The sequence below is a fragment of the Nonomuraea sp. NPDC050227 genome (genome assembly GCF_044459705.1).
Taxonomy (GTDB): Bacteria; Actinomycetota; Actinomycetes; order Streptosporangiales; family Streptosporangiaceae; genus Nonomuraea.
Map to the genome: position 1 here is coordinate 371,846 of NZ_JBITJF010000004.1, position 18,912 is coordinate 390,757.

16 protein-coding genes are annotated in these 18,912 nt (G+C 70.3%); 10 read left to right on the forward strand and 6 right to left on the reverse strand.

The features are described from left to right. Positions 1-114: 114 nt before the first annotated feature. Positions 115-1,560, reverse strand: a complete 1,446-nt coding sequence (locus tag ACIBK9_RS18835; protein ID WP_397159628.1) for an endo-1,4-beta-xylanase — start codon at positions 1,558-1,560, stop codon at positions 115-117. A gap of 324 nt (positions 1,561-1,884) precedes the next feature. Next, a complete protein-coding gene (locus ACIBK9_RS18840) occupies positions 1,885-2,484 on the reverse strand; it encodes a TetR/AcrR family transcriptional regulator (RefSeq protein WP_397159630.1) in 600 nt (199 codons plus the stop codon). Between the two features lie 51 nt (positions 2,485-2,535). Here ACIBK9_RS18840 and ACIBK9_RS18845 point away from each other — a divergent pair, with 51 nt between their 5' ends. Then, positions 2,536-2,946 carry a DUF4345 domain-containing protein gene (locus ACIBK9_RS18845; RefSeq protein WP_397159632.1) on the forward strand — a complete coding sequence of 137 codons (411 nt, stop codon included), beginning with the start codon at positions 2,536-2,538 and terminating at the stop codon, positions 2,944-2,946. A 41-nt stretch (positions 2,947-2,987) separates the two neighbouring features. On the opposite strand, the gene ACIBK9_RS18850 is transcribed toward ACIBK9_RS18845, so the two are convergent. The 3 genes from ACIBK9_RS18850 to ACIBK9_RS18860 all read right to left on the reverse strand — a co-directional run bounded on the left by ACIBK9_RS18850 (position 2,988) and on the right by ACIBK9_RS18860 (position 6,146). Next, entirely contained in the window at positions 2,988-3,530 is a 543-nt protein-coding gene (locus ACIBK9_RS18850) for a hypothetical protein (RefSeq protein ID WP_397159634.1), read from the reverse strand. A gap of 153 nt (positions 3,531-3,683) precedes the next feature. After that, positions 3,684-4,931, reverse strand: coding sequence for an alpha-L-fucosidase (locus ACIBK9_RS18855; RefSeq protein WP_397160183.1), 1,248 nt, complete (start codon positions 4,929-4,931; stop codon positions 3,684-3,686). Between the two features lie 27 nt (positions 4,932-4,958). After that, positions 4,959-6,146 carry an ROK family protein gene (locus ACIBK9_RS18860; protein WP_397159636.1) on the reverse strand — a complete coding sequence of 396 codons (1,188 nt, stop codon included), beginning with the start codon at positions 6,144-6,146 and terminating at the stop codon, positions 4,959-4,961. A 95-nt stretch (positions 6,147-6,241) separates the two neighbouring features. Between ACIBK9_RS18860 and ACIBK9_RS18865 the strand changes: the two genes are divergently transcribed. The 9 genes from ACIBK9_RS18865 (at position 6,242) to ACIBK9_RS18905 (ending at position 18,498) form a co-directional block, all read left to right on the forward strand. Further along, positions 6,242-7,531: an extracellular solute-binding protein gene (locus ACIBK9_RS18865; protein WP_397159638.1), complete on the forward strand. Its 1,290-nt coding sequence runs from the start codon at positions 6,242-6,244 to the stop codon at positions 7,529-7,531. Continuing rightward, a complete protein-coding gene (locus ACIBK9_RS18870) occupies positions 7,528-8,496 on the forward strand; it encodes a carbohydrate ABC transporter permease (RefSeq protein ID WP_397159640.1) in 969 nt (322 codons plus the stop codon). Before ACIBK9_RS18865 ends, ACIBK9_RS18870 begins: the two co-directional genes overlap by 4 nt. Continuing rightward, entirely contained in the window at positions 8,493-9,344 is an 852-nt protein-coding gene (locus ACIBK9_RS18875) for a carbohydrate ABC transporter permease (RefSeq protein WP_397159642.1), read from the forward strand. The genes ACIBK9_RS18870 and ACIBK9_RS18875 overlap by 4 nt, the downstream gene beginning before the upstream one ends. Further along, positions 9,341-10,351 (forward strand): Gfo/Idh/MocA family protein, encoded by a 1,011-nt coding sequence (locus ACIBK9_RS18880; protein ID WP_397159644.1) that lies wholly within the window; start codon positions 9,341-9,343, stop codon positions 10,349-10,351. The genes ACIBK9_RS18875 and ACIBK9_RS18880 overlap by 4 nt, the downstream gene beginning before the upstream one ends. Then, positions 10,348-11,313, forward strand: coding sequence for a Gfo/Idh/MocA family protein (locus ACIBK9_RS18885; protein WP_397159646.1), 966 nt, complete (start codon positions 10,348-10,350; stop codon positions 11,311-11,313). The genes ACIBK9_RS18880 and ACIBK9_RS18885 overlap by 4 nt, the downstream gene beginning before the upstream one ends. Further along, positions 11,313-14,939, forward strand: coding sequence for a carbohydrate-binding protein (locus ACIBK9_RS18890; RefSeq protein WP_397159648.1), 3,627 nt, complete (start codon positions 11,313-11,315; stop codon positions 14,937-14,939). Before ACIBK9_RS18885 ends, ACIBK9_RS18890 begins: the two co-directional genes overlap by 1 nt. A 148-nt stretch (positions 14,940-15,087) precedes the next feature. After that, complete coding sequence (locus ACIBK9_RS18895; RefSeq protein WP_358298005.1) at positions 15,088-15,606, forward strand: SigE family RNA polymerase sigma factor; 519 nt, start codon at positions 15,088-15,090, stop codon at positions 15,604-15,606. After that, positions 15,603-16,856, forward strand: a complete 1,254-nt coding sequence (locus ACIBK9_RS18900; RefSeq protein WP_397159650.1) for a hypothetical protein — start codon at positions 15,603-15,605, stop codon at positions 16,854-16,856. The genes ACIBK9_RS18895 and ACIBK9_RS18900 overlap by 4 nt, the downstream gene beginning before the upstream one ends. Before the next feature lie 466 nt (positions 16,857-17,322). Continuing rightward, positions 17,323-18,498 carry a hypothetical protein gene (locus ACIBK9_RS18905; protein WP_397159651.1) on the forward strand — a complete coding sequence of 392 codons (1,176 nt, stop codon included), beginning with the start codon at positions 17,323-17,325 and terminating at the stop codon, positions 18,496-18,498. Positions 18,499-18,587: 89 nt separating this feature from the next. Here the strand turns inward: ACIBK9_RS18905 and ACIBK9_RS18910 are convergent, their stop codons facing one another. Continuing rightward, on the reverse strand, positions 18,588-18,908 hold the full coding sequence (locus ACIBK9_RS18910) for a hypothetical protein (RefSeq protein ID WP_397159652.1): 321 nt from the start codon (positions 18,906-18,908) through the stop codon (positions 18,588-18,590). Positions 18,909-18,912: the final 4 nt, after the last annotated feature.

Consider the following 18,912-nt stretch of genomic DNA (forward strand, 5'->3'; position numbering starts at 1 on the left):
AGCACAACCCCGAACCCGGGCGAGGGACGACGGGCCGAAAACCCGTGCCGGGTGGTTCCGGCGGGCGCCGGGCGGTCGGCCCGCCCGGCGCCGGGACTCGGGCCCTTTCGGCTGCTACGGGTGTCCCGGCATGTCGGCCAGCTCCCAGACCGGGGTGCCCGAGCACGGCACCAGTTCGAGGACGGCTCCCGTGGCGGTGCTCCGGTCCTTGGCGGCGACGCATCTGGAGTTGCTGAGGGACACGATCTGCTGCCCGTTCCCCGACGGACGCAGCTCGAACCGGTAGTCGCTGAGCAAGGGCGCGCACGAGCCGCGGGTCAGGCTGTTCTCGATCCCCGCCCTCGGGATCCCCACCTTGAGGCACTGCTCTCCGGACGGGTCGGAGATCTGGTAGGTCTTCGTCGCCACGCGGCGGAACAGCAGCCGCTGGTCCGGCCCGCACACCGCCTGGACGACCTGCGTGCCGGAGAAGGACAGGCACTTCTCGGAGTGGCTCGCGACGGCGGTCGAGGTGAAGTCCCGCTCCGTCAGCCCGGACCGCAGCTGGAGGTAGGCGGGCTTCTTGGCCAGCTTCTCGTCCAGAGGGTGGGCCGCGCCCCAGCCGGGAACCCCGGAGGGCACCCACGAGTACTTGTCGGTGAGGCTCCACATGGTCAGGGACACGCAGCGGGCGACGGCGAGGCACGCCTCGGCGGCCCGGCGGTAGACCTCGCCCTGGGCGGCCAGCTTGCCCGCGTCCACCGGCAGCTTGAGCCGGACGTCCAGCTCGGTGACGGCCACGTCGACGCCCAGCTCGGCGAACAGCTGCAGGGTGTTCTTGAGCTGCGTCAGCGGCAGCGTGGCGGGCATCGGGTCGGCGATCATGGCGTGGGTCTGGAAGCCGACGCCGTCGATCGGCACTTCCTGGTTCCGCAGGTCGTGTACGAGCTTGTAGAGGCCGTCCCGCTTGCGGTTGTTCCATTCGGCGTTGAAGTCGTTGATGTAGAGCTTGGCCGTGGGGTCGGCGTCGTGGGCCCAGCGGAAGGCGTCGGCGATGTAGCCGGGGCCCAGGCGCTTGAGCCAGATGGACTGCCTGAGGGTGCCGTCCTCGGCGAGGACCTCGTTGACGACGTCCCACACGGCGACCCGGCCGGCGTAACGCTTGACGGTGGTCTGGATGTGCTGCTTGAGCGCGTCGCGCAGTTTCTCGTCGCTGAGTGAGCCGTCGCTGACCCAGGTGGGCAGACCGCCGTGCCAGACGAGGGTGTGACCGCGGACCGTCTGCTTGTTCTCCTCGGCGAAGGAGACGACGGCGTCCGCCTTGGCCCAGGTGTGCACATTCTGTTCGGGCTCAACGTTGACCCATTTCATGGCGTTCTCGGGGGTCACGCTGTTGAACTCGTACTTGAGCTTGTCGCGGTAGCCGTTGTCGGTCTCCAGGGCGCGGTCGTTGACGGCCGCCCCGATGCGCAGGTTCCGGGCCGCCGCCACGGTGCGCAGGGTCTCCTCGGCGGCGGAGGCGGGGACGACGGCCGTCGCCATGACGCCGAGCAGAACGGCGCCCATACCGGCGAGGGACATGATGGATATTTTCATCGCTTCTTTCGCAATTGGCTCACGAGCCGGAAGCTCGTCGTAAGTGAGGGGGGCAGGAGGGCCTGCGGGTATCCTGCACGGGCAGGCGCCCTCGCGAGGGGCGGACCATCGTGGGCTCCTGTCCGGTCACGGGCACGACCGGTGAGGGGCTGGTCCCCCCACCAGGCCCATGACACTAGGGCATTCCGCCTCGATTCGCCCTCATTCGGCCTCGCCGCCGCATCCCCAGGTCTCTGCACCGGCGCTCGCGGATCAAAGGGGAAGCGTGAGGGCCGCGGCGCCGGGGGAGCGGCGTCCGTGACGGGTCTCTCAGCGGCTCGCCGGGGTGTCGGCGAGCAGGGGTTCGAGGGCGCCGAGGGCCGCGCCGACGCAGATGTCGCGTAGCTGATCGCGGGTGCAGGTCTCGCGGGTGAGCCAGTCGACGCAGAGGACCTGGACGAAGACCAGCCAGCTCTTCAGGACCCCGGAGACGGCCTCGCGGACGTCGTCGCCGGCGAGCGGAAGGACCGCCAGCAGCCGCGCCCGGAGCGCGTCCAGCTCGTTCGACATGATCGTCTGGATCACCGGGTCGCCCGCGAGCACCCGGTTCGCGGCGAGGACGGCGTTGCGGTTGGCCACGAAGTAGTCGAGATGGACGTCCATGCCCTGCACGAGCTGCGCACGCAGCGAATGGGCGGGATCGAGCCGCGTCTCGGCGAGCAACCGGTCCGCGGCCTGCTGGTAGACGGCGGCGAAGAGGGCCTGCTTGCTCGGGAAGTGCCGGTAGAGCAGCGCCCGTGACACGCCGGCCTGCTCGGCGACCTCTTCCATCAGCACGTCGGCGTAGGGGTGCGCGGCGAAGAGCCGGGCGCCGACGGCCAGGAGCTGGGCGTGGCGCCCGTCAGGGGTGAGTCGCCGGCGTGGAGGCATGGACCCAGTCTAGTTGACACACGTCTACTAGCGCGCCACCGTAGTAGACACATGTCAACTATGGCGGGAGAGATCATGGTCAAGGCGCTGCGTACGCTCGCCCAGCTGATGGGGTGGGCCTGCGTGCTGATCGGCCTGCTCCACGTGGCGCTCGGCAACGCGGCGATCCCCGGCGCCGCTGCCGCGGGGCCGACGATCGACAGCTGGGGCCGGTTCATGGGGGCCGCCTTCGCCGGCTACGGGCTGGCGTGGGTGTGGGCGGCGCGGCAGCGCCCGATCCCGGCCGGGGTGGTGCGGTGGCTGGCCGCCGTCTTCCTGCTGGGCGGCGTGGGCCGGCTGCTCTCGCTCGCCGTGTCCGGCCGGCCGCACGCGTTCCAGGTCGTGCTGGCGGTCATCGAACTCGTGCTGCCGCCGGTCTTCTTCTGGCTCGCCGGCAAGGAGGAACGCGCCTGTTCGGCCTGAGCGGCCCGCCGGGCCGGGCGTGAGCACCGCGACCGGCGGGGTCAGCTCCAGGTCGCCCGCTGGAGAATCGTGCCGAGCCGGCCGTCGCTCCACTGGTCGAAGACGAGGATCTTCGACTTGGGCAGGTGCCAGATCCGCTCCTGATAGGAGACGCCGGTCCGCTTGGCCGACTGCGTCGTGCAGCCGACGCGCCAGACGCGGTAGGTGGCCTTGTGTCCCGCGCCGACCGGGCGGGTGCCACGGGCGACGAGCTTGCCGGGGAAGTCCTCTATGTAGCGCTTGTCGGGTACGCAGCTCGCGAGCCCGTTGCCCGGGTGGTACGGCTCCTCGGGGTCGTAGGGGTTGCCGTGGCGGGCCAGAGAGATGCCCTCCGGCCCGACGAGGTAGAACCCGCGGCACTCGACGGCGCGCCGGTCGCAGCCGCCGGTCTTGACGTGAATGCCCCACCTGTCTTCTTTTCCGACCTTCCACGTCGCAGGGATCTGGAGCGTCATGCCGCGGAAGGTCAGCGGCTTGGTCGCCGCGCTCTGCGCGGGCGCGCCGGTGAACAGGAGGGAGGCGGTCACAACCAGGGTCGTCAGCATGATCGCGAGGCTAGGGAAGCCCGCTTGTGGCTCGGCTGCAACGCACTTGGAGCCCGCTCGAACCGCCTGCTCGAACCGCCTGCTCGAACCGCCTGCTCGAACCGCCTGCTCGAACCGCCCGCTCGAACCGCCCGCGACCTCGGCCCGTGACGGCTAGTCGCGGCCGCTGCCGCGGTAGAGGTCCAGCTCGCCGTCGAGTTCCAGGGCGAGCACCGTGGCGTGCGGGTCGATCGCGTGCGCGGGTGGCGCGTCGATCCACAGGATGCCGGGCACGCCGTTGAGCTCTCCGGTGATCGAGTGCCCGAGCTCGCAGTCGGCGCCGACCACCCTGGCGCGCAGGACGGCGTTGCGCAGCCCGCGCACCGTCACCGTGTCGCGGGGCGGGTCGAAGCAGGTCAGGTACAGGGTCCTGCGGTCGGCGGACAGCGTGCTCGGGCCGTAGTGGTGGCCCGCCGGCAGCCCGGCGGTCGTGCCGTACACCGCCTCGGCGTGCCGGTCGATCCAGGCGCCGAGGCCCTTCAGGCGGTCGGCCTGTTCGGGCAGGATGCGGCCGTCGGCGGTGGGACCGACGTCGAGCAGGAGGTTGCCGCCCGCGCCGATGGTCTCGGCGAAGTAGCGGACCAGGTGGCCCACGGGCTTGTGGTTGGTGTCGTGCGGGCGGAAACCCCAGTTGTCGTTGATGGTGAGGCACAGCTCCCACGGGCCGTCGGGCGGCGTGATGGGGACGCCCTGTTCCGGCGTCGCGTAGTCGCCGCGCGAGAGCATGCGCGCGTTGAGCACGGTCCGCGGCCGTACGGCGAGGATGCGGTCGGCGAGGGCGTCGATGCCCCACTGCTCCTCCGAGCGTTCCCATTCACCGTCGAACCACAGCAGGTCGGGCCGGTACCGCTCGACGAGCTCGTCGACCTGGCCGTCGCGGTAGGCCAGGTAGCGGGCCCACGCGGCCGGGTCCTCCCGCCCCTCCGGAGGAGTCACGTAGGGGCTCGGGTGGGCCTGCGGGCCGACGACGCTGGGGTAGTCGGGGTGGTTCCAGTCGGAGTGCGAGTAGTACAGCCCGACCTTCAGCCCGCGCTCGCGCAGCGCGTGCGCGAAGGGGCCGACCAGGTCGCGTCCCGCCGGGGAGGCGGTGACGTTCAGCTCGCCGTACGCGCTGTCCCACAGCGCGAAGCCGTCGTGGTGCCGGGTGGTGAGCACGGCGTACCGGGCTCCGGCCTGGGCGAACAGCTCCGCCCATGCCGCGGGGTCATAACCGTCGGCGGTGAATCCGTCGAGCTGGGCCAGGTAGGCCTCACGGGAGATGTCGCCGTAGTAGAACGACCAGGACTCGGCCACTCCCTCGACGGCGTAGAGGCCGTAGTGGACGAAGATGCCGAGCTTGGCGTCGGTGAACCAGGGTTGCATGGGCACGGGGGGATCCTTCTTCGGTTCTTACCATTTCCAGGGCGGCGTCGAGGCGCTGGAGAGCGTCTTGCCGCCCAGGGCCGAGGCGTAGAGCTGTTCCATGACGGAGGTGGCGGCCAGGCCGCCCGCGCCGGTGATCGACGCGCGCTCCTTCAACGCGGAGGGGACGATCGGGGGCGCGGGCCGTACGGTGCACAGCCTCTCGACGTGACGGCGCAGCGGGTCGAGAAAGGTGTCGCCCGCCTGGACGTTGCCGCCGCCGACGACCACGATCTCGGGGTCGACGGTGAGCACCAGCGCGGCGATGCCGATCGCGATGACGTCGGCGAACCGGTCGACGGCGGCCACGGCGAGCGGGTCGCCCGCGGTGGCGGCGTCGAACACGCTCTCCCGGCTGACCCGGCGGCCGTCGGTGAGCTCGACGTCGTGCAGGTGCTGCTGGGCATGCTCCCAGCCCATCTGCGGCAGTGCGCCGATCTCGCCGGCGGCGCCGTTCGCGCCCCGCACGACGGCGTTGTTCAGGACGACCCCCGCCCCGGTGCGGTTGCCGGAGTGCACGTAGACCATCGAAGCGGCCTCGGCGGCGCTGCCCTTCCACGCCTCGGCGAAGGCGGCGAGGTTCGAGTCGTTCTCGACGGCGATGGGGCACTCGAAGGACGACGCGAAGGCGGTGCGCACGTTGAGCCCCTCCCAGTCGTCGAGGCCGCGCGTGACGACGTCCTGGTAGACCACGGCGGGCACGGACACCCCCATCGCCCACACGTCGGCGCGCCCGCGGCCCTGCGAGGCGAGGAGCTGGTCGACCACCTCGACGGCGTCGGCCAGGACGGCCTCGGGCGGGTCCGCGACGGAGACGGTGATCGAGCGGGTGGCCAGGACCTCGCCGTTCAGGTCGGCGAGCTCGGCGCGGGTGGTGTGCTGGCCGATGTCGATGCCGGCGACGACGGCCGCGCCCGCGTTGAACTGGTAGCGGTTGGCCGGCCGCCCGGCTCCGGTGGGGGAGAGGGGCTCGACGCTCGTCACCCAGCCGAGGGCCACGAGGTCGCCCACCACCGTGTCGGCCGCGGTCTTCGACAGCCCGACGACCTGGGCGATCGCCGGGATGGTGAGAGGCTCCAGGCGGATCGCCTCGATCACCGCCAGCGAATTGATGCGGCGCAGGCGCGACTGGCCCACGGGCTGGCGCAGCAGGCTCGCTTCACGTCCGATCAGCACTCACGTGGCCCTTTCGTTTCCTGAGACGTCTTCCATTAAAACACAAAGTGTATTTATTATTGCCAACCATGCCTCCCAGCCAGAAGGGACCATCCATGCGTAATCGCGCCATAGCCGTCGCCACCTGCGCCTCCGCCGTGCTCGCCCTCGGCGCGTGCGGCCAGAAGCTCCAGGACGCCGGCCCGTCGGCCTCCGCCGGCGCCGCGCCCGCGAGCCTCCTCTATTGGGGCAAGTGGGCGAAGGGCACCCCGCAGGCGAACCTGTTCGAGAGCGTCATCGCCGACTACACCCGGCAGACCGGCGTCAAGATCGATGTTCAGTGGCTCGCGCAGGGCCAGGAGCAACAGGTCAAGAACGCTGTCGCCACCGGCGCCGGTCCCGACTTCTTCGACACCGCCATCGACCACACCGCCGAGTTCCGCGCCGCCGGCGTGCTCGGCGACATGGGCCCGATCTTCAAGACCAAGATCCCGGGCGAGGACAGGACCATCGAGGAGGTCCTGCCGAAGAGCGTGCTCAAGGCCATCAGCGACGACAAGGGGTACGGCTTCGTCCCGCACAGCGTCTTCTCCATCGGCCTGTGGTACGACTCCGCCAAGTATCCCGACTTCGCCCCCAAGTCGTTCGACGAGTTGCTGGAGATCGCCAAGAAGGAGAAGGCGTCCGGCCGCGCGCCGATCGCGCTCGACGGCTCGGTCAACGCCTACAACTCCTTCTGGATCCACCAGATGCTGCTGTCCACCGCCGGCCCCGGCATCCTGCTGAAGCTCGCCGCCGACCCGGCCGCCTGGGACCTGCCCGAGGTGAAGCGGGCGGCCAAGGCGCTGGAGTCGCTGGTGAAGGCCGATCTGTTCGAGCCCGACTACATGGCCACCAAGTTCCCGGCCGCGCAGAACGCCTGGGCGGGCGGCAAGCACAGCTTCATCCTGAACGGCTCCTGGCTCGGCAGCGAGACCGCCTCGCTGCGCGCCGCCGCGGTCAAGCCCCGCATCATCGCCTTCCCGCCGGTCGACCCCGCCAAGGGCGCGGTCGCCACGGTCGGCGCGCTCGGCTGGGGCGTGAACGCCAAGTCGAAGAACCAGAAGGCGGTCGCCGACTTCCTGGCCTTCGCCATGCAGAAGAAGTACATCGACCGCATCGGCACCGACGCGGCCAACATCCCCTCGCGCGCCGACTCGCCAGCCCCGGTGGAGCTCCAGCAGCTGCAGGCGTCCATCCGCGACGCGGAGCAGGTCACGCTCGACGGCGACGGCGTCTCGACCGTGCAGCCCAAGTGGCTGGCCGACGTCTTCCTCCCCCTCGACGACAAGTTCGTCGCCGGCAAGCTCAGCGCCGAGGAGTTCCTGGCCGAGGGCAAGGCGAAGACCGCCGCCATGAACGGATGACCGTGACCGTGTCCGACACCGCCCTGCGGGCTCCGTCCGCGGGCAGGCGGGCGAAGGCGCCCCGCGGCGCGCTCCAGGGCGAGCGCCGCCGGCTGTACCTGCCGATGCTGCTTCCCGCACTGATCGCCTACCTGGTCTTCTTCGTGCTGCCGTCGTTGTTCGGCGTCGTGCTCAGCTTCGCCGAGTGGTCAGGGCTGGGGACCGAGCTCTCCTGGGTCGGCTTCGCCAACTACGTGTCGATGGCCGGGAGCGAGCTGTTCCGTGCCTCGTTCGTGCAGACGCTGATCCTGACGCTGGTCGTGGGCCTGGCGCTGTTCCTCATCGCCGGCGCCTCCATGATCGTATTGCGTGCGGCGCGCGGCAGCGCGTTCATCCGGGCGGCCGTCTTCCTGCCGTTCATGATCTCGCCCATCGCCGTGGGCCTCGCCGTCTCGTTCCTCTTCAACCCGGACGGACTGATCAACGCCATGCTGGGGGCCCTCGGCCTGTCCGAGCTGCGCCAGCCCTGGCTGGCCCCCGAGCTGATCTTCAACGTGATCATGGCCGGAGTGGTCTGGAGCGCGGCCGGCTTCTACGTCGTGCTGGTGATGTCCGCGGTCGACGGCATCCCGCCGAGCTACTACGAGGTGGCCAGGATCGAGGGCGCGAGCGAGCTCCAGCAGTTCCGCCACGTCACGCTCCCGCTGACCAGGGACATGCTGGCCATCGCCGCCTCGCTCTGGGCGATCGCCGGCATCAAGACCTTCGAGATCGTCATCGCCTTCGTCGGCACGGCGGGCACCCCGCCCCCCGAGGCCAGGACCCTCGCCGTCGAGCAGTACCTCCGGGTCACCGGCGGCCGTGAGGGCGGACTGGCCCAGCTCGGCGAGGCCGCGGCGATCGGGATCGTGATGACGGTGATCACCGCCGTCCTGATCGTGCTGTCACGCAGGATCCAGCGGCGCGAACGACTGGAGCTGGCATGATCCGCGCCGGGCTCGCCCTGATCAGGGCCCTGATCTGGGCCTGGGTGCTGTTCAACGTCGGCATGGTGGTCTGGGTCCTGCTGAACTCGCTGAAGAGCTCGCGGGAGATCTTCGACAACCCGGCCGGCCTGCCCGCCACCTGGATGTGGGAGAACTTCGCCACCGCGTGGTCGGACTCCGGGCTCGGAGCCGCCGCGATCAACTCGGTGGTCCTCACGCTCGTGTCCGTCGTGCTCATCATGGCGCTGTCCATCCCCGCCGCCTACGCGGTGGCACGGCTGGGCGGCCGCTCCAGCGGTCCTGTCGCGACCTTCTTCGCGGTGGGCATGAGCATCCCGTTCCAGGCGTTCGCCGTCCCCATGGTCCTCATCGGGGCGGGGCTGTCCCGGTTCATGATCGACTGGGTCACCGGCGTCTGGGACACGCGGATCACCGTCACGCTCTTCTACGTCGTGCTCAGCCTGCCGTTCAGCATCTTCGTGCTCATCGGCTACTTCCGCTCGCTGCCCGGCGACGTGGAGGAGGCGGCCGCCCTCGACGGCGCGTCGCCGTTCCGGACCTTCCTGCAGATCATGGTGCCGCTGGCCAAGCCCGGCATCACGACCGTGGCCGTGCTGAACGCGCTGAGCCTGTGGAACGAGACCGTGATCGTGCTGATGCTCGTCCCCGAGCAGAGCGCGCAGACCCTCAACGTCGCCCTGCTCAACTTCTACTCCAACATGCAATACACCTCGAACTGGGGTGGGCTCTTCGCCGGCGTCGTCATCGTGGTGCTCCCGATGATCGCGACCTATCTCTGGTTCGGCCGCCGCATCGTCAACGGCATGACGCAAGGCATCGGCAAATGACGCATCGGCACCTGACAAGGAACGGATCTCCCATGCACGCAACGGTCGGACTCATCGGCGCCGGAGGCATCGCCAACGCGCACCTCCCGGCCTGGCTAGACCTCGGCCACGACGTCGTCGTCCACTCGATCGCCGACGACGCCGAGGCGCTGACCCGGCGCCACGGGGGCGGCCGGATCGTCCCCAGCCTGGACGCCCTGTTCGAGGCGGCGGACGTCGTCGACATCTGCACGCCGACCCACACCCACTACGAACTGGCGCTCGCCGCGCTCGGTCACGGCCTGCCGACGATCTGCGAGAAGCCGCTGACCCGTACGCTCCCCGAGGCGGAGGACCTGGTCGCCCGCTTCGCCGACGCCGGGGTCCCGCTGTTCCCCGCGCACGTCGTACGCTATTTCGCCGAGTACGCCGAACTGCACCGGGCCGTCACCCGCGGCGACATCGGCAGCGTCGCCGTGCAGCGGCACACCCGCCAGGGCCGCAGCCCGGCCGGCGGCTGGTTCCTGGACGAGGCGCTCTCCGGCGGCGTGCTGCTCGACCTCATGATCCACGACATCGACATGGCGCGCTGGATCGGGGGAGAGGTCGAGCGCGTCTTCGCCCGCACCCACGCGGTCGGCGGCAGCCAGAGCACCCAGGCGTTCCTCACGCACGCCAACGGCTCGATCTCCGTGCTGACGGCGACCTGGACCACCGCGCCGATCGAGTTCAGGACGCTGTTCGAGGTGGCCGGTTCGCACGGGCTGCTGCACGCCGACTCCGGCGAGCGCCGCCCCTACCGCTACCAGGGCGACGCCGTGCCCGCGCCCGACATCCTGCCCGACTTCTCCCCGCTGACCAGCCCCTACCGGGCCGAGATCGAGGACTTCGTCCGCTCGGTCGCCACCGGTGTCCCGCCCCGCGTCACCGCGCTGGACGGCCTGGCCGCCATGCGCATCGCCGACGCCGTCGCCCGCTCGGCCGCCGAAGGCCGGCCGGTCGACCTCAAGCCCCTGGAAGCCGCATGAAGATCGCCCTGCTCTCCTTCGCCCACCTGCACGCCGCCGAGTACGCCGCCGCGCTCCTGCGCTGCGACGACGTGGAGATCGGCGCCTACGCCGACGGCTACGACGGCGTCCCGGACGGCGTCACCGCCTTCGAGACCGAGGACGAACTGTGGGCCTGGCGGCCCGACGGCGTGGTGATCTGCGCCGAGAACACGCGTCACCGGGAGTTCGCGCTGCGCGCCGCCGCCGAGGGCGTGCACGCGCTCTGCGAGAAGCCGCTCGCCACCTCGCTCGCCGACGCCACCGCGATGCTGGCGGCCGCCCGCGCCGCGGGCACCGTCCTCATGACCGCCTTCCCCGTCCGCTTCGCGCCGGCCTACGCCGACCTCCGGGCCGCGGTACGGCGGGGCGACCTCGGCCGGATCGTGTCGATCGCGGCCACCAACTGCGGCGGCGTCCCCACCAGCCGGGACTGGTTCACCGATCCGGCCAGCAGCGGCGGCGGCGCCCTGACCGACCACGTCGTGCACGTCGCCGACCTGCTCGCCGACCTGCTGGACGACGACCCGGTCGAGGTCTACGCGATCGCCAACTCCATCCCCAACCCGGGCAAGGCCGTCGAGACCGCCGGGCTGGTCTCCCTGCGCTACCGCGACGGGGTCATCGCCTCCATCGACTGCTCCTGGTCGCGCCCGCCCGGCCGTCCCAACACCGGCGACCTGGTCACCCTCACCGTGATCGGCACCGAGGGCGTGGCCGACATCGCGCCCTTCTCCGGGGTCCTCACCGGGTGGAACGGCGGCCCGCTCGCCCACGGGTACGGCGCGCCGCTCGACGACCTGCTCATCCGCGCCTTCCTCGACGCCGTCCGCGACGGCGAGGCCCGCCAGCCCGACGCCAGGGCGGGCCACCGGACCGTCGCCCTCGTCGAGGCGGCCTACCGCTCCCTGCACGACGCCGCCCCCGTCCCCCTGGAGATCTGATGATCCGCCATGCCCTCGGCGCCGCCACGATGACCGCCGCCTTACTGGTGCTGCCCGCGCCCGCCGCCTCCGCCGCCGAACCGGCCGCCGGCCGCACGACGGTGACCTTCTCCGACACCCACGAGATCCTGCACGGCAACCCGTACACCGGCACCGCGTTCGACGTGAACACGCACCGGACGCCGGGCACGCCCGGCTACACCTTCACCAACGACCCGGGCATCACCGACTTCATCGAAGGCAGGAAGAAGATCCCCGCCGACGCCGACGTGGTGCGGCTCCAGCTCGCCTGGGCCGACTTCGAGCCCGACGACGGCGTCTTCGTCTGGGACCGCCTCGACGCGTTCATGAAGCGGGTGAACGAGCAGGGCAAGACGGTCGAGTTCCAGCTGCTCATGTCGGAGGCGCCCGACATCGTCAACGACCCGGGCGTGTTCCCGTACGAGTACCCGCCCGCCTGGCTGTTCGACAAGGCCGGGGTGCCCTTCCGGATGGCGCCGTACAACAACTACTTCTCCAAGCAGCCGATCTACTACCACCCGATCTACCTGGACCGGCTCAAGCGCGCGGTGGACGCCTTCGCCGGCCGCTACGACGGCGACCCGGGCGTGGCGTGGGTGGACCTGCGCGCCTTCTCCCTGTTCGGCGAGTGGTCGGGCTGGAACGACGCGATGAACTTCCCGTGGCCCGACAACGCCACGCGCGTCGCGACGCTCCAGGCGATCCTCAAGATCTACGACGACGCGTTCGACAAGTCGATGGTCATGATGCAGAACGCCGGCGCGGAGGTGAACAAGAACGACCCCGACGCCGACACCCAGGCCAAGCGCTTCAGCGTGTTCGGCTACGAGAAGGCGGCCACGTTCGAGAACTGGGGCGTGCGGTCCGACACCGTCAATGCCGGCTTCGTCTGGCACAACTACGGCGACACCGCGCAGGCCCCGTACGTCAACCGCAGGCTCCGCCGCGACATGATCCAGGTGTCCGAGGGCTCCAACTGGGACAACCCCACGATCATGCTGAACAACCCCCGGCTGTTCGTGAAGAACTCGCTGGAGGGCTACCACTCCAACCTCCAGGGCATCAACAACACCGGCTTCGCGAACTGGCAGCCGATGAAGGACGCCTACGGCGAGTGGTTCGAGACGCTGGCGCGGTTCACCGGCTACCGCTTCCTCATGCCCACCGCGACCTACGACACCGAGGTCAGGCCCGGTGGCGAGTTCCGCATCTCGCACACCTGGACCAACAACGCGGTCGGCTTCAGCCCCCGGCGCTACCCGGTCGAGGTGCGCTTCACCGACAGGTCCACCGGCGACGTCGTGTGGCGCGGCACCGACGCCACCCTCGACCAGACCAAGCTCTTCAAGGGCGACGTCCGCCAGATCAACTCGGCCTTCACGCTCCCGTCGGACCTGCCCGCGGGCCCCTACGACGTGGCCGTCGCCATGCTCGGCGCGGACGGCAAGCCGCGAATCGAGCTGGCGATGCCGGGCGGCAAGGACAAGGTCTACCCGATCGGCGGCGTCCGGGTCGCCGCGGGAGCCGTGCCGGCCGGGCGGCCGACGACCCCGCTGACGCAGTTCACCATCCAGAACGAGGACTACACCGCGGCCAACGGCGCCTACGGCGTCGAGACCCCGCCCGAGGGCGGCCTCGGCGCGCTCTACATGGACGCGGCCGGCGAGTCCGCCGAGTACGACAACGTCGACGTGCCCGCCACCGGCACCTACCGGGTGGAGTTCCGGGCCTCCTCCGAGGAGGCCAACCACCTGAAGGTCGAGGTCGACGGCAAGGAGGTGACCACCGTCAAGGTGCCGGACTCCGGCGGCTACAACACCTACAGGACCTTCGAACGGCGGATCCCGCTCACCGAGGGCCGGCACACGATCAAGCTCACCCGGCCCGACGGGCGCTGGTTCTTCCTCAACTGGATGCGGTTCACCCTGGAACGGCCCGAGTCGATCACCCTCCAGGCCGAGTCGGCGACCGGGCAGCAGGGCACCCAGAACACCGACCTCGCCGACAGCGACGACGGCACCCCCGGCGTCACCTCCATCGACACCGGCGACTGGTCGCGCTTCGACGACGTCAGCGTCCCCGCCGACGGCAAGTACCTGCTGCAGCTTCGCTACTCGACCGTCAACGACAAGCCGCTGAAGTTCCGCGTCGAGGTCGACGGCGCCGACGCCACGGGACCGCTGAGCCTGCGCCCCACCGCGGGCATGCTCAGCCCGCGGACCGAGGACTTCGTCCTGCCGCTGACCGCGGGCGAGCACTCGGTCAAGGTCGTCTGGATCGAGGCGAGCTCCGGCATCGTCTGGAACTGGCTGCGGCTCGACCTGCAGGGCACGTCCGAGCAGACCGTCGAGGCCGAGCGCTGGACCATGCAGTGGAACACCGACCAGGAGTGGAACTGGAAGGGCCCCGACACCGGCGTCGTCACCAAGGACGGCGTCGTCGGCGGCATCGACCCGAACGACTACCTGCGCTACGAGAACGTGTTCGTCCCGAACACCGGCATGTACAAGGTGACCTTCAAGGGCTCGGCCGCCCAGGACACCACGTTCAGGTTCGAGGTGGACGGCGACCGCAACACGGTGTTCGTCCCCAAGTCCGACGACGCGAACGTGACCACCTGGATCAAGATGTCCGCCGGCCTGCACACCCTCCGGATCGTGAGCGAGGGCAGCGGGCTGGCACTCGACAAGTTCACCCTCACCGCCTCCACCGCCGCGATCAAGGCACTCGACGTCACGGGCGCCGGCACCCTCAAGGTCGGCGAGCCCGCCCGGCTGTCCGTCGCGACGGTCGGCGCGGACGGCACCCGCACCCCGGTCACCGAGGGCGTCACCTTCAAGAGCTCCGACCCGTCGATCGCCACCGTGGACGCGGACGGCCTCGTCACCCCCCGCACCTGGGGCAGCGCCACGATCACCGCGATCCACGACGGATTCTCCGGCGAGCACAAGATCACCGTCACCGACCCGAAGGTGGTGCTCACCTACGTCAACGACACCGACAAGCGCATCGTCTACCCCGACGACGACTTCACCTACAGCCCCGACCGCGGGCTGGGCGACCACGGCGACGACGTCCACGCCGGCTGGCGCGCCGGGCAGGCGGTCGAGTTCACCTTCACCGGCACCGGCATCAGCCTGCTGTCCGAACGCTACTCCGACATGAGCACCATCGACATCTACGTCGACGGCCAGCTCAAGGCCACGGTCGACTGCGACTCCCCGGTACGGCTGACCGCCCAGCGGGTGTTCCAGCTCACCGGGCTGCCGATGGGCGATCACACCATCAAGGTCGTCAACGGCGCGGACAAGTTCCTCATCATCGACGCGTTCGTGGTCGAGACGCCCAACACCTGGAACGGCGCCGAACTCGGCGTCGGCAACGTCAACGCCAAGTCGGTGACCCTGACCTGGCCGTCCGTGCCGGCCGCCACCGGCTACGCGGTCTTCAACGGCGGCACGGAGGTCATGCGGGTGACGGGGACGACGGCTCGGGTCACCGGGCTCCGGGGCCGCACGAGCTACACCTTCACCGTCCGCCCGCTGGCCGCCGACGGCACGACGCTCCCGATCGAACTGTCGGCCACGGTCCGGACCAAGGGCTGACCGCACTCGCGCGAAGCGGCCCGGCCGGCCCGGCCGGGCCGCTTCGGCACTTCCCTCTGGTTCCGCGCTGCGGAGATCGGGGGCTCGGGGGTGGATCGCCTCCAACCGGCTTCCGACGTCCTGCGTTCATTAGGGCGGAAGGAGTCGCATGGACAAATATGAGGGATTCAGGGAGTTCGTCAGCGCCCGCCAACAGGCGTTGATGCGCACCGCGTACCTGCTCACGGGAGACGCCCACCGGGCTGAGGACCTCCTGCAGACCGTGCTGACCCGGATCGCCCGACACTGGCCCAAGCTGGCCAAGGACGGCAACCCCGAGGCATACGCCCGGCGGGCCCTGGTCAACGAGCACGTGTCCTGGCTGCGGCGCAGGCGTACGGACATCCTGACCAGCAGCCCGCCGGAACCGGCCTACGATCCGGAGTCCGCCGGGCTGCACCGGATGGTCCTGCAACAGGCGCTCGTCCGGCTGACTCCACGGCAGCGCGCCGTCCTCGTGCTGCGTTTCTACGAGGACCTCAGCGTCGAGGAGACCGCCGAAGCGCTGGGCTGTTCAGCCGGCACGGTCAAGAGCCAGACCCACTACGCCCTGGGCCGCCTGCGCGTCCTCGCGCCCGAACTGGCCGATCTGTTGTCCGAAATCGATCCGGTGGAGGTGCCGCGATGACGAGGTTCCGTGACGAGCTCGACGCGATCGCCCGGCAGGCGCCCGACGTCGATCTCGCCGAGGTCGCGCTGCGGGGCGCCCGGCGTACGCGAACGACTCTGATCAGCGGCTCCGCGGTCGCGGCCGTCGCCGCACTGACGCTGGCCGTCACCCTTCTCGTCAATCCCGGCGGGCCCGCCGACGTCGGCGCCGTCACGAGGGGTACGCCCTCGTCCGCTCCGACCTTCCGCGGCGTCCCCGCGGGGCCGACACCGTCGCCCGAGGACCTCGTCCCCGTCCGCGCCGTGCTGCCCGCGTCCGGGGTGGGGCCGGTGCGCTACGCCTACTACGACTTCTGCCAGGACGCGTGGAAGCCCGGCCAGGACAACGCGCCGGTGGCCGACGAGACGTGCCTGCAGTGGAAGGTGGTCCTGCGGGACGGAACCCGGTACCGGGTCGCCGATGCGCTGAGCGTCTACACCGACCAGACCAAGAAGAACTACATGAACACCGCCGCCCCCCTGGCGATCTCCCGCGACGGACGCCGCATCGCCTACTACGTCCCCGAGCGTGAACGCTTCGCCGTCCGCGAGCTCGACACCGGCCAGGTCTGGGAGATCCCGCAGGTCGTCAGGCGCAAGGCCATGGTCAACGGCGGCGGGCTGATCACCTTCTCGCCGGACGGGCGCCGGCTCGGCCTGAACCTGGTCGGCATCCCCCAGGTCGTCGTGGACGTGGAGAGCGGGCGGCTCGTCGAGGAGGTGCCCAAGGGCTGGCAATCCCTCTATCCCGCCGACGAGGGCGTCCCCATGGTCGTGGAGGACGAGCGCGGCCGGTTCGGCGTGCTCTCGGACGGCAAGGTGACGGTCTTCGCCGAGCCGAAGACCTGGGCGCTGACGGGAGCCGTCGGCCCGGACGGCACGACCGTGGCCATGCTGACCGGCCCGGCGGCGAAGGGGGAGACCGTGACGAACAGCGAGCCGTACGACAAGATCGTCACCGTGGACCGGGCGAGCGGCCAGGTCAGGTCCGAGGTCAAGCTCGACCCGCCGCGGCAGCTGAATCCGCACCGGCTCGCGTACTGGCTCAATGAGCGTGAGGTCCTGGCCCTGGGCACCGCCATACGGGACCCGGGCTCCGACCGGTGGCCCGACCTCGGAGATATCGCCTACGCCATCGACGTGACCACCGGCAAGATCCGCAAGCTCGGCGCCTACCGGCTGCCCCCGTGGGGCGGCAGCGTCTCGGTGCCCGGCTTCCCCAGCGGCTGACGCCCCAGGACGACAGCGGCCGGGGCCGGCGCGGGAGCGGCCACCACTCCCGCGCCGGCGTTGTCACAGCTGGTACCGGCTGTGGACGCGGACCAAGCGCAGGGCAACGCTCGCCCTGACCAGAGCGCGGCAGCTCCCACGTCAACGACCAGCACAGCCTGGGCGGCGGCGCGACCATCCACCTGCTCTTCAACGGCACCTACAACTGCGGGTCACCTGGAAGACCGGCGTCCTGGGCATACCGCACTCCGGCGTCAAGGCCGAGGTCGCATGTCAAGGTGCTGAGGGTGTTGCTGAAGCGTCCCGTTATAGCCGCCTTGGGCGCTCTTGTTGCGCCATCATCCTGACGTTTGGATCACGTAGGAGTGCTCTTCCGTGGCGGCGCCTGTTCTGCCCGGCCCGGTCCTCTCGTAGCGCGCAGGTCGTCGGCCTGCCGCTGTTGCTGCCAGGAGAAGGAGTCGCGATCGTGACCATGCTGACCTACACCCTCATCACGGACCCGGCGCCCTTGGCGGCGTCGGAGGCCGGGCGGCAGTCCAAGTCCACGGGGACGGTGTACCTGCTCGTCACGAACACCGGGCAGACGGCGTACGCCACGATCAAGGTGACGGTGCCCGTCGGCACCGGCGCCGGCCACCTCACCCACGACTTCACCACGATCACCCCCAAAGGCGAGCACACCGACATCAAGACCGGCCGCACCCGTGCAGTGACCGTCCAGACGCAGAACTTCGCGGTCCAGGTCAGCGATCAGGGCAGCGCCGTCAGTTTCGGTCCCGGTGACCACATGGTGGTGACGCTGGAGAACGTCACTGTCGCCCCCGAACCCGGGCTGGCCGTGCTGCGGGTGACCGAGGCCGCCGGCAGAAGCAAGAGTGGGGGCCTGCGCAGGAGTGACACGGTGGTGGCGGTGGTGAAGACCGCGCCGAAGGACATACCGGCGCCGCACGGCTTCCTCGCGGACGACGTCGTGGTGGACGCCGGCACGAAGGTCACGCTGAACTGGGAGGGATCCGACGACTTCACGTACGAGGTCTTGTTCCCGGGCGGCCGGAAGCCCGTTCCCCGGGTCAAGCACCCCGGGTCGCACGGCCCGTACTCCTTGGTGCTGGACGCCGGCGACGCCCCGAGGCGCGACACCACCTACACCCTCGTCGCCGGCTTCGGCGCCCAGCGGCACACCCTCACCACGACCGTCCAGGTGCGCAACCCCGTCCTGGGAACCCTCACCGCCGTCGATGGCGTCACCACTCCGCGGCTGGCGGGATCGACCCAGGGCGACGGAAGCATCACCTTCCTCCCCGGCGGGGTGAAAGTCTGGAGCACACCCGGCTCCGACGCCCCCGGCACCGTCTTCGCCGACAAGGCCGACCTCGACGGCGTCAACACCAGATGGGTGCAGGGCAGAAGCAGCGACGACGGATGGATCGCCTTCTCCAGGTTCGGGCTGCAGGTGTACCCGGGCGGGCCGGGCACCAGCACCCATGGTGTCGTGTACGCCGACTCCGTACGCGCGAAGGACGCCCCCTATGGGCAGGGCGGCGGGTGGATCAACCTCCACGACGAGGGGATGACCGTCTACCTGTCGAAGAACGGGAGCAATGGACTGGGGAGCGTGACGGCCCGCGACTTCAACCGCTGACCTCACGTCCGGCAACTCTCCGCGAGCACCGCCCAGGCCGCCGTCCGCTCGCCGGTCGATGGCCTGGGGCGTCCGCGGCAGGTCGGGGTTCAGTCGTGGAAGCGGCTCGGGGTGATCTTCAGATTGGCCGCCAGGAAGCCGTCGCCACTGTCGCGGACGCACAGGCCGGCGCGGCCGATGAAGCCGGTCTGGACGACGCCCACGTCGCCGGAGGGCCGGCTGTCGTCGAACTCCACGGCCAGCCCGTTGCTGTGGCGGAGCATCGCGAGCCTGACCTCGGCCTCCGGAAGAAATGGATCTTTCAGTTGCCTTGAAGTCCAGCCCGGCAGATACTTCTCGCTGTGACGGCGACCGAGCCTCTGCTGGCACGAGCGCGACTCACCGCCCTTTTCGATCAGATCCCGCGACACCGGC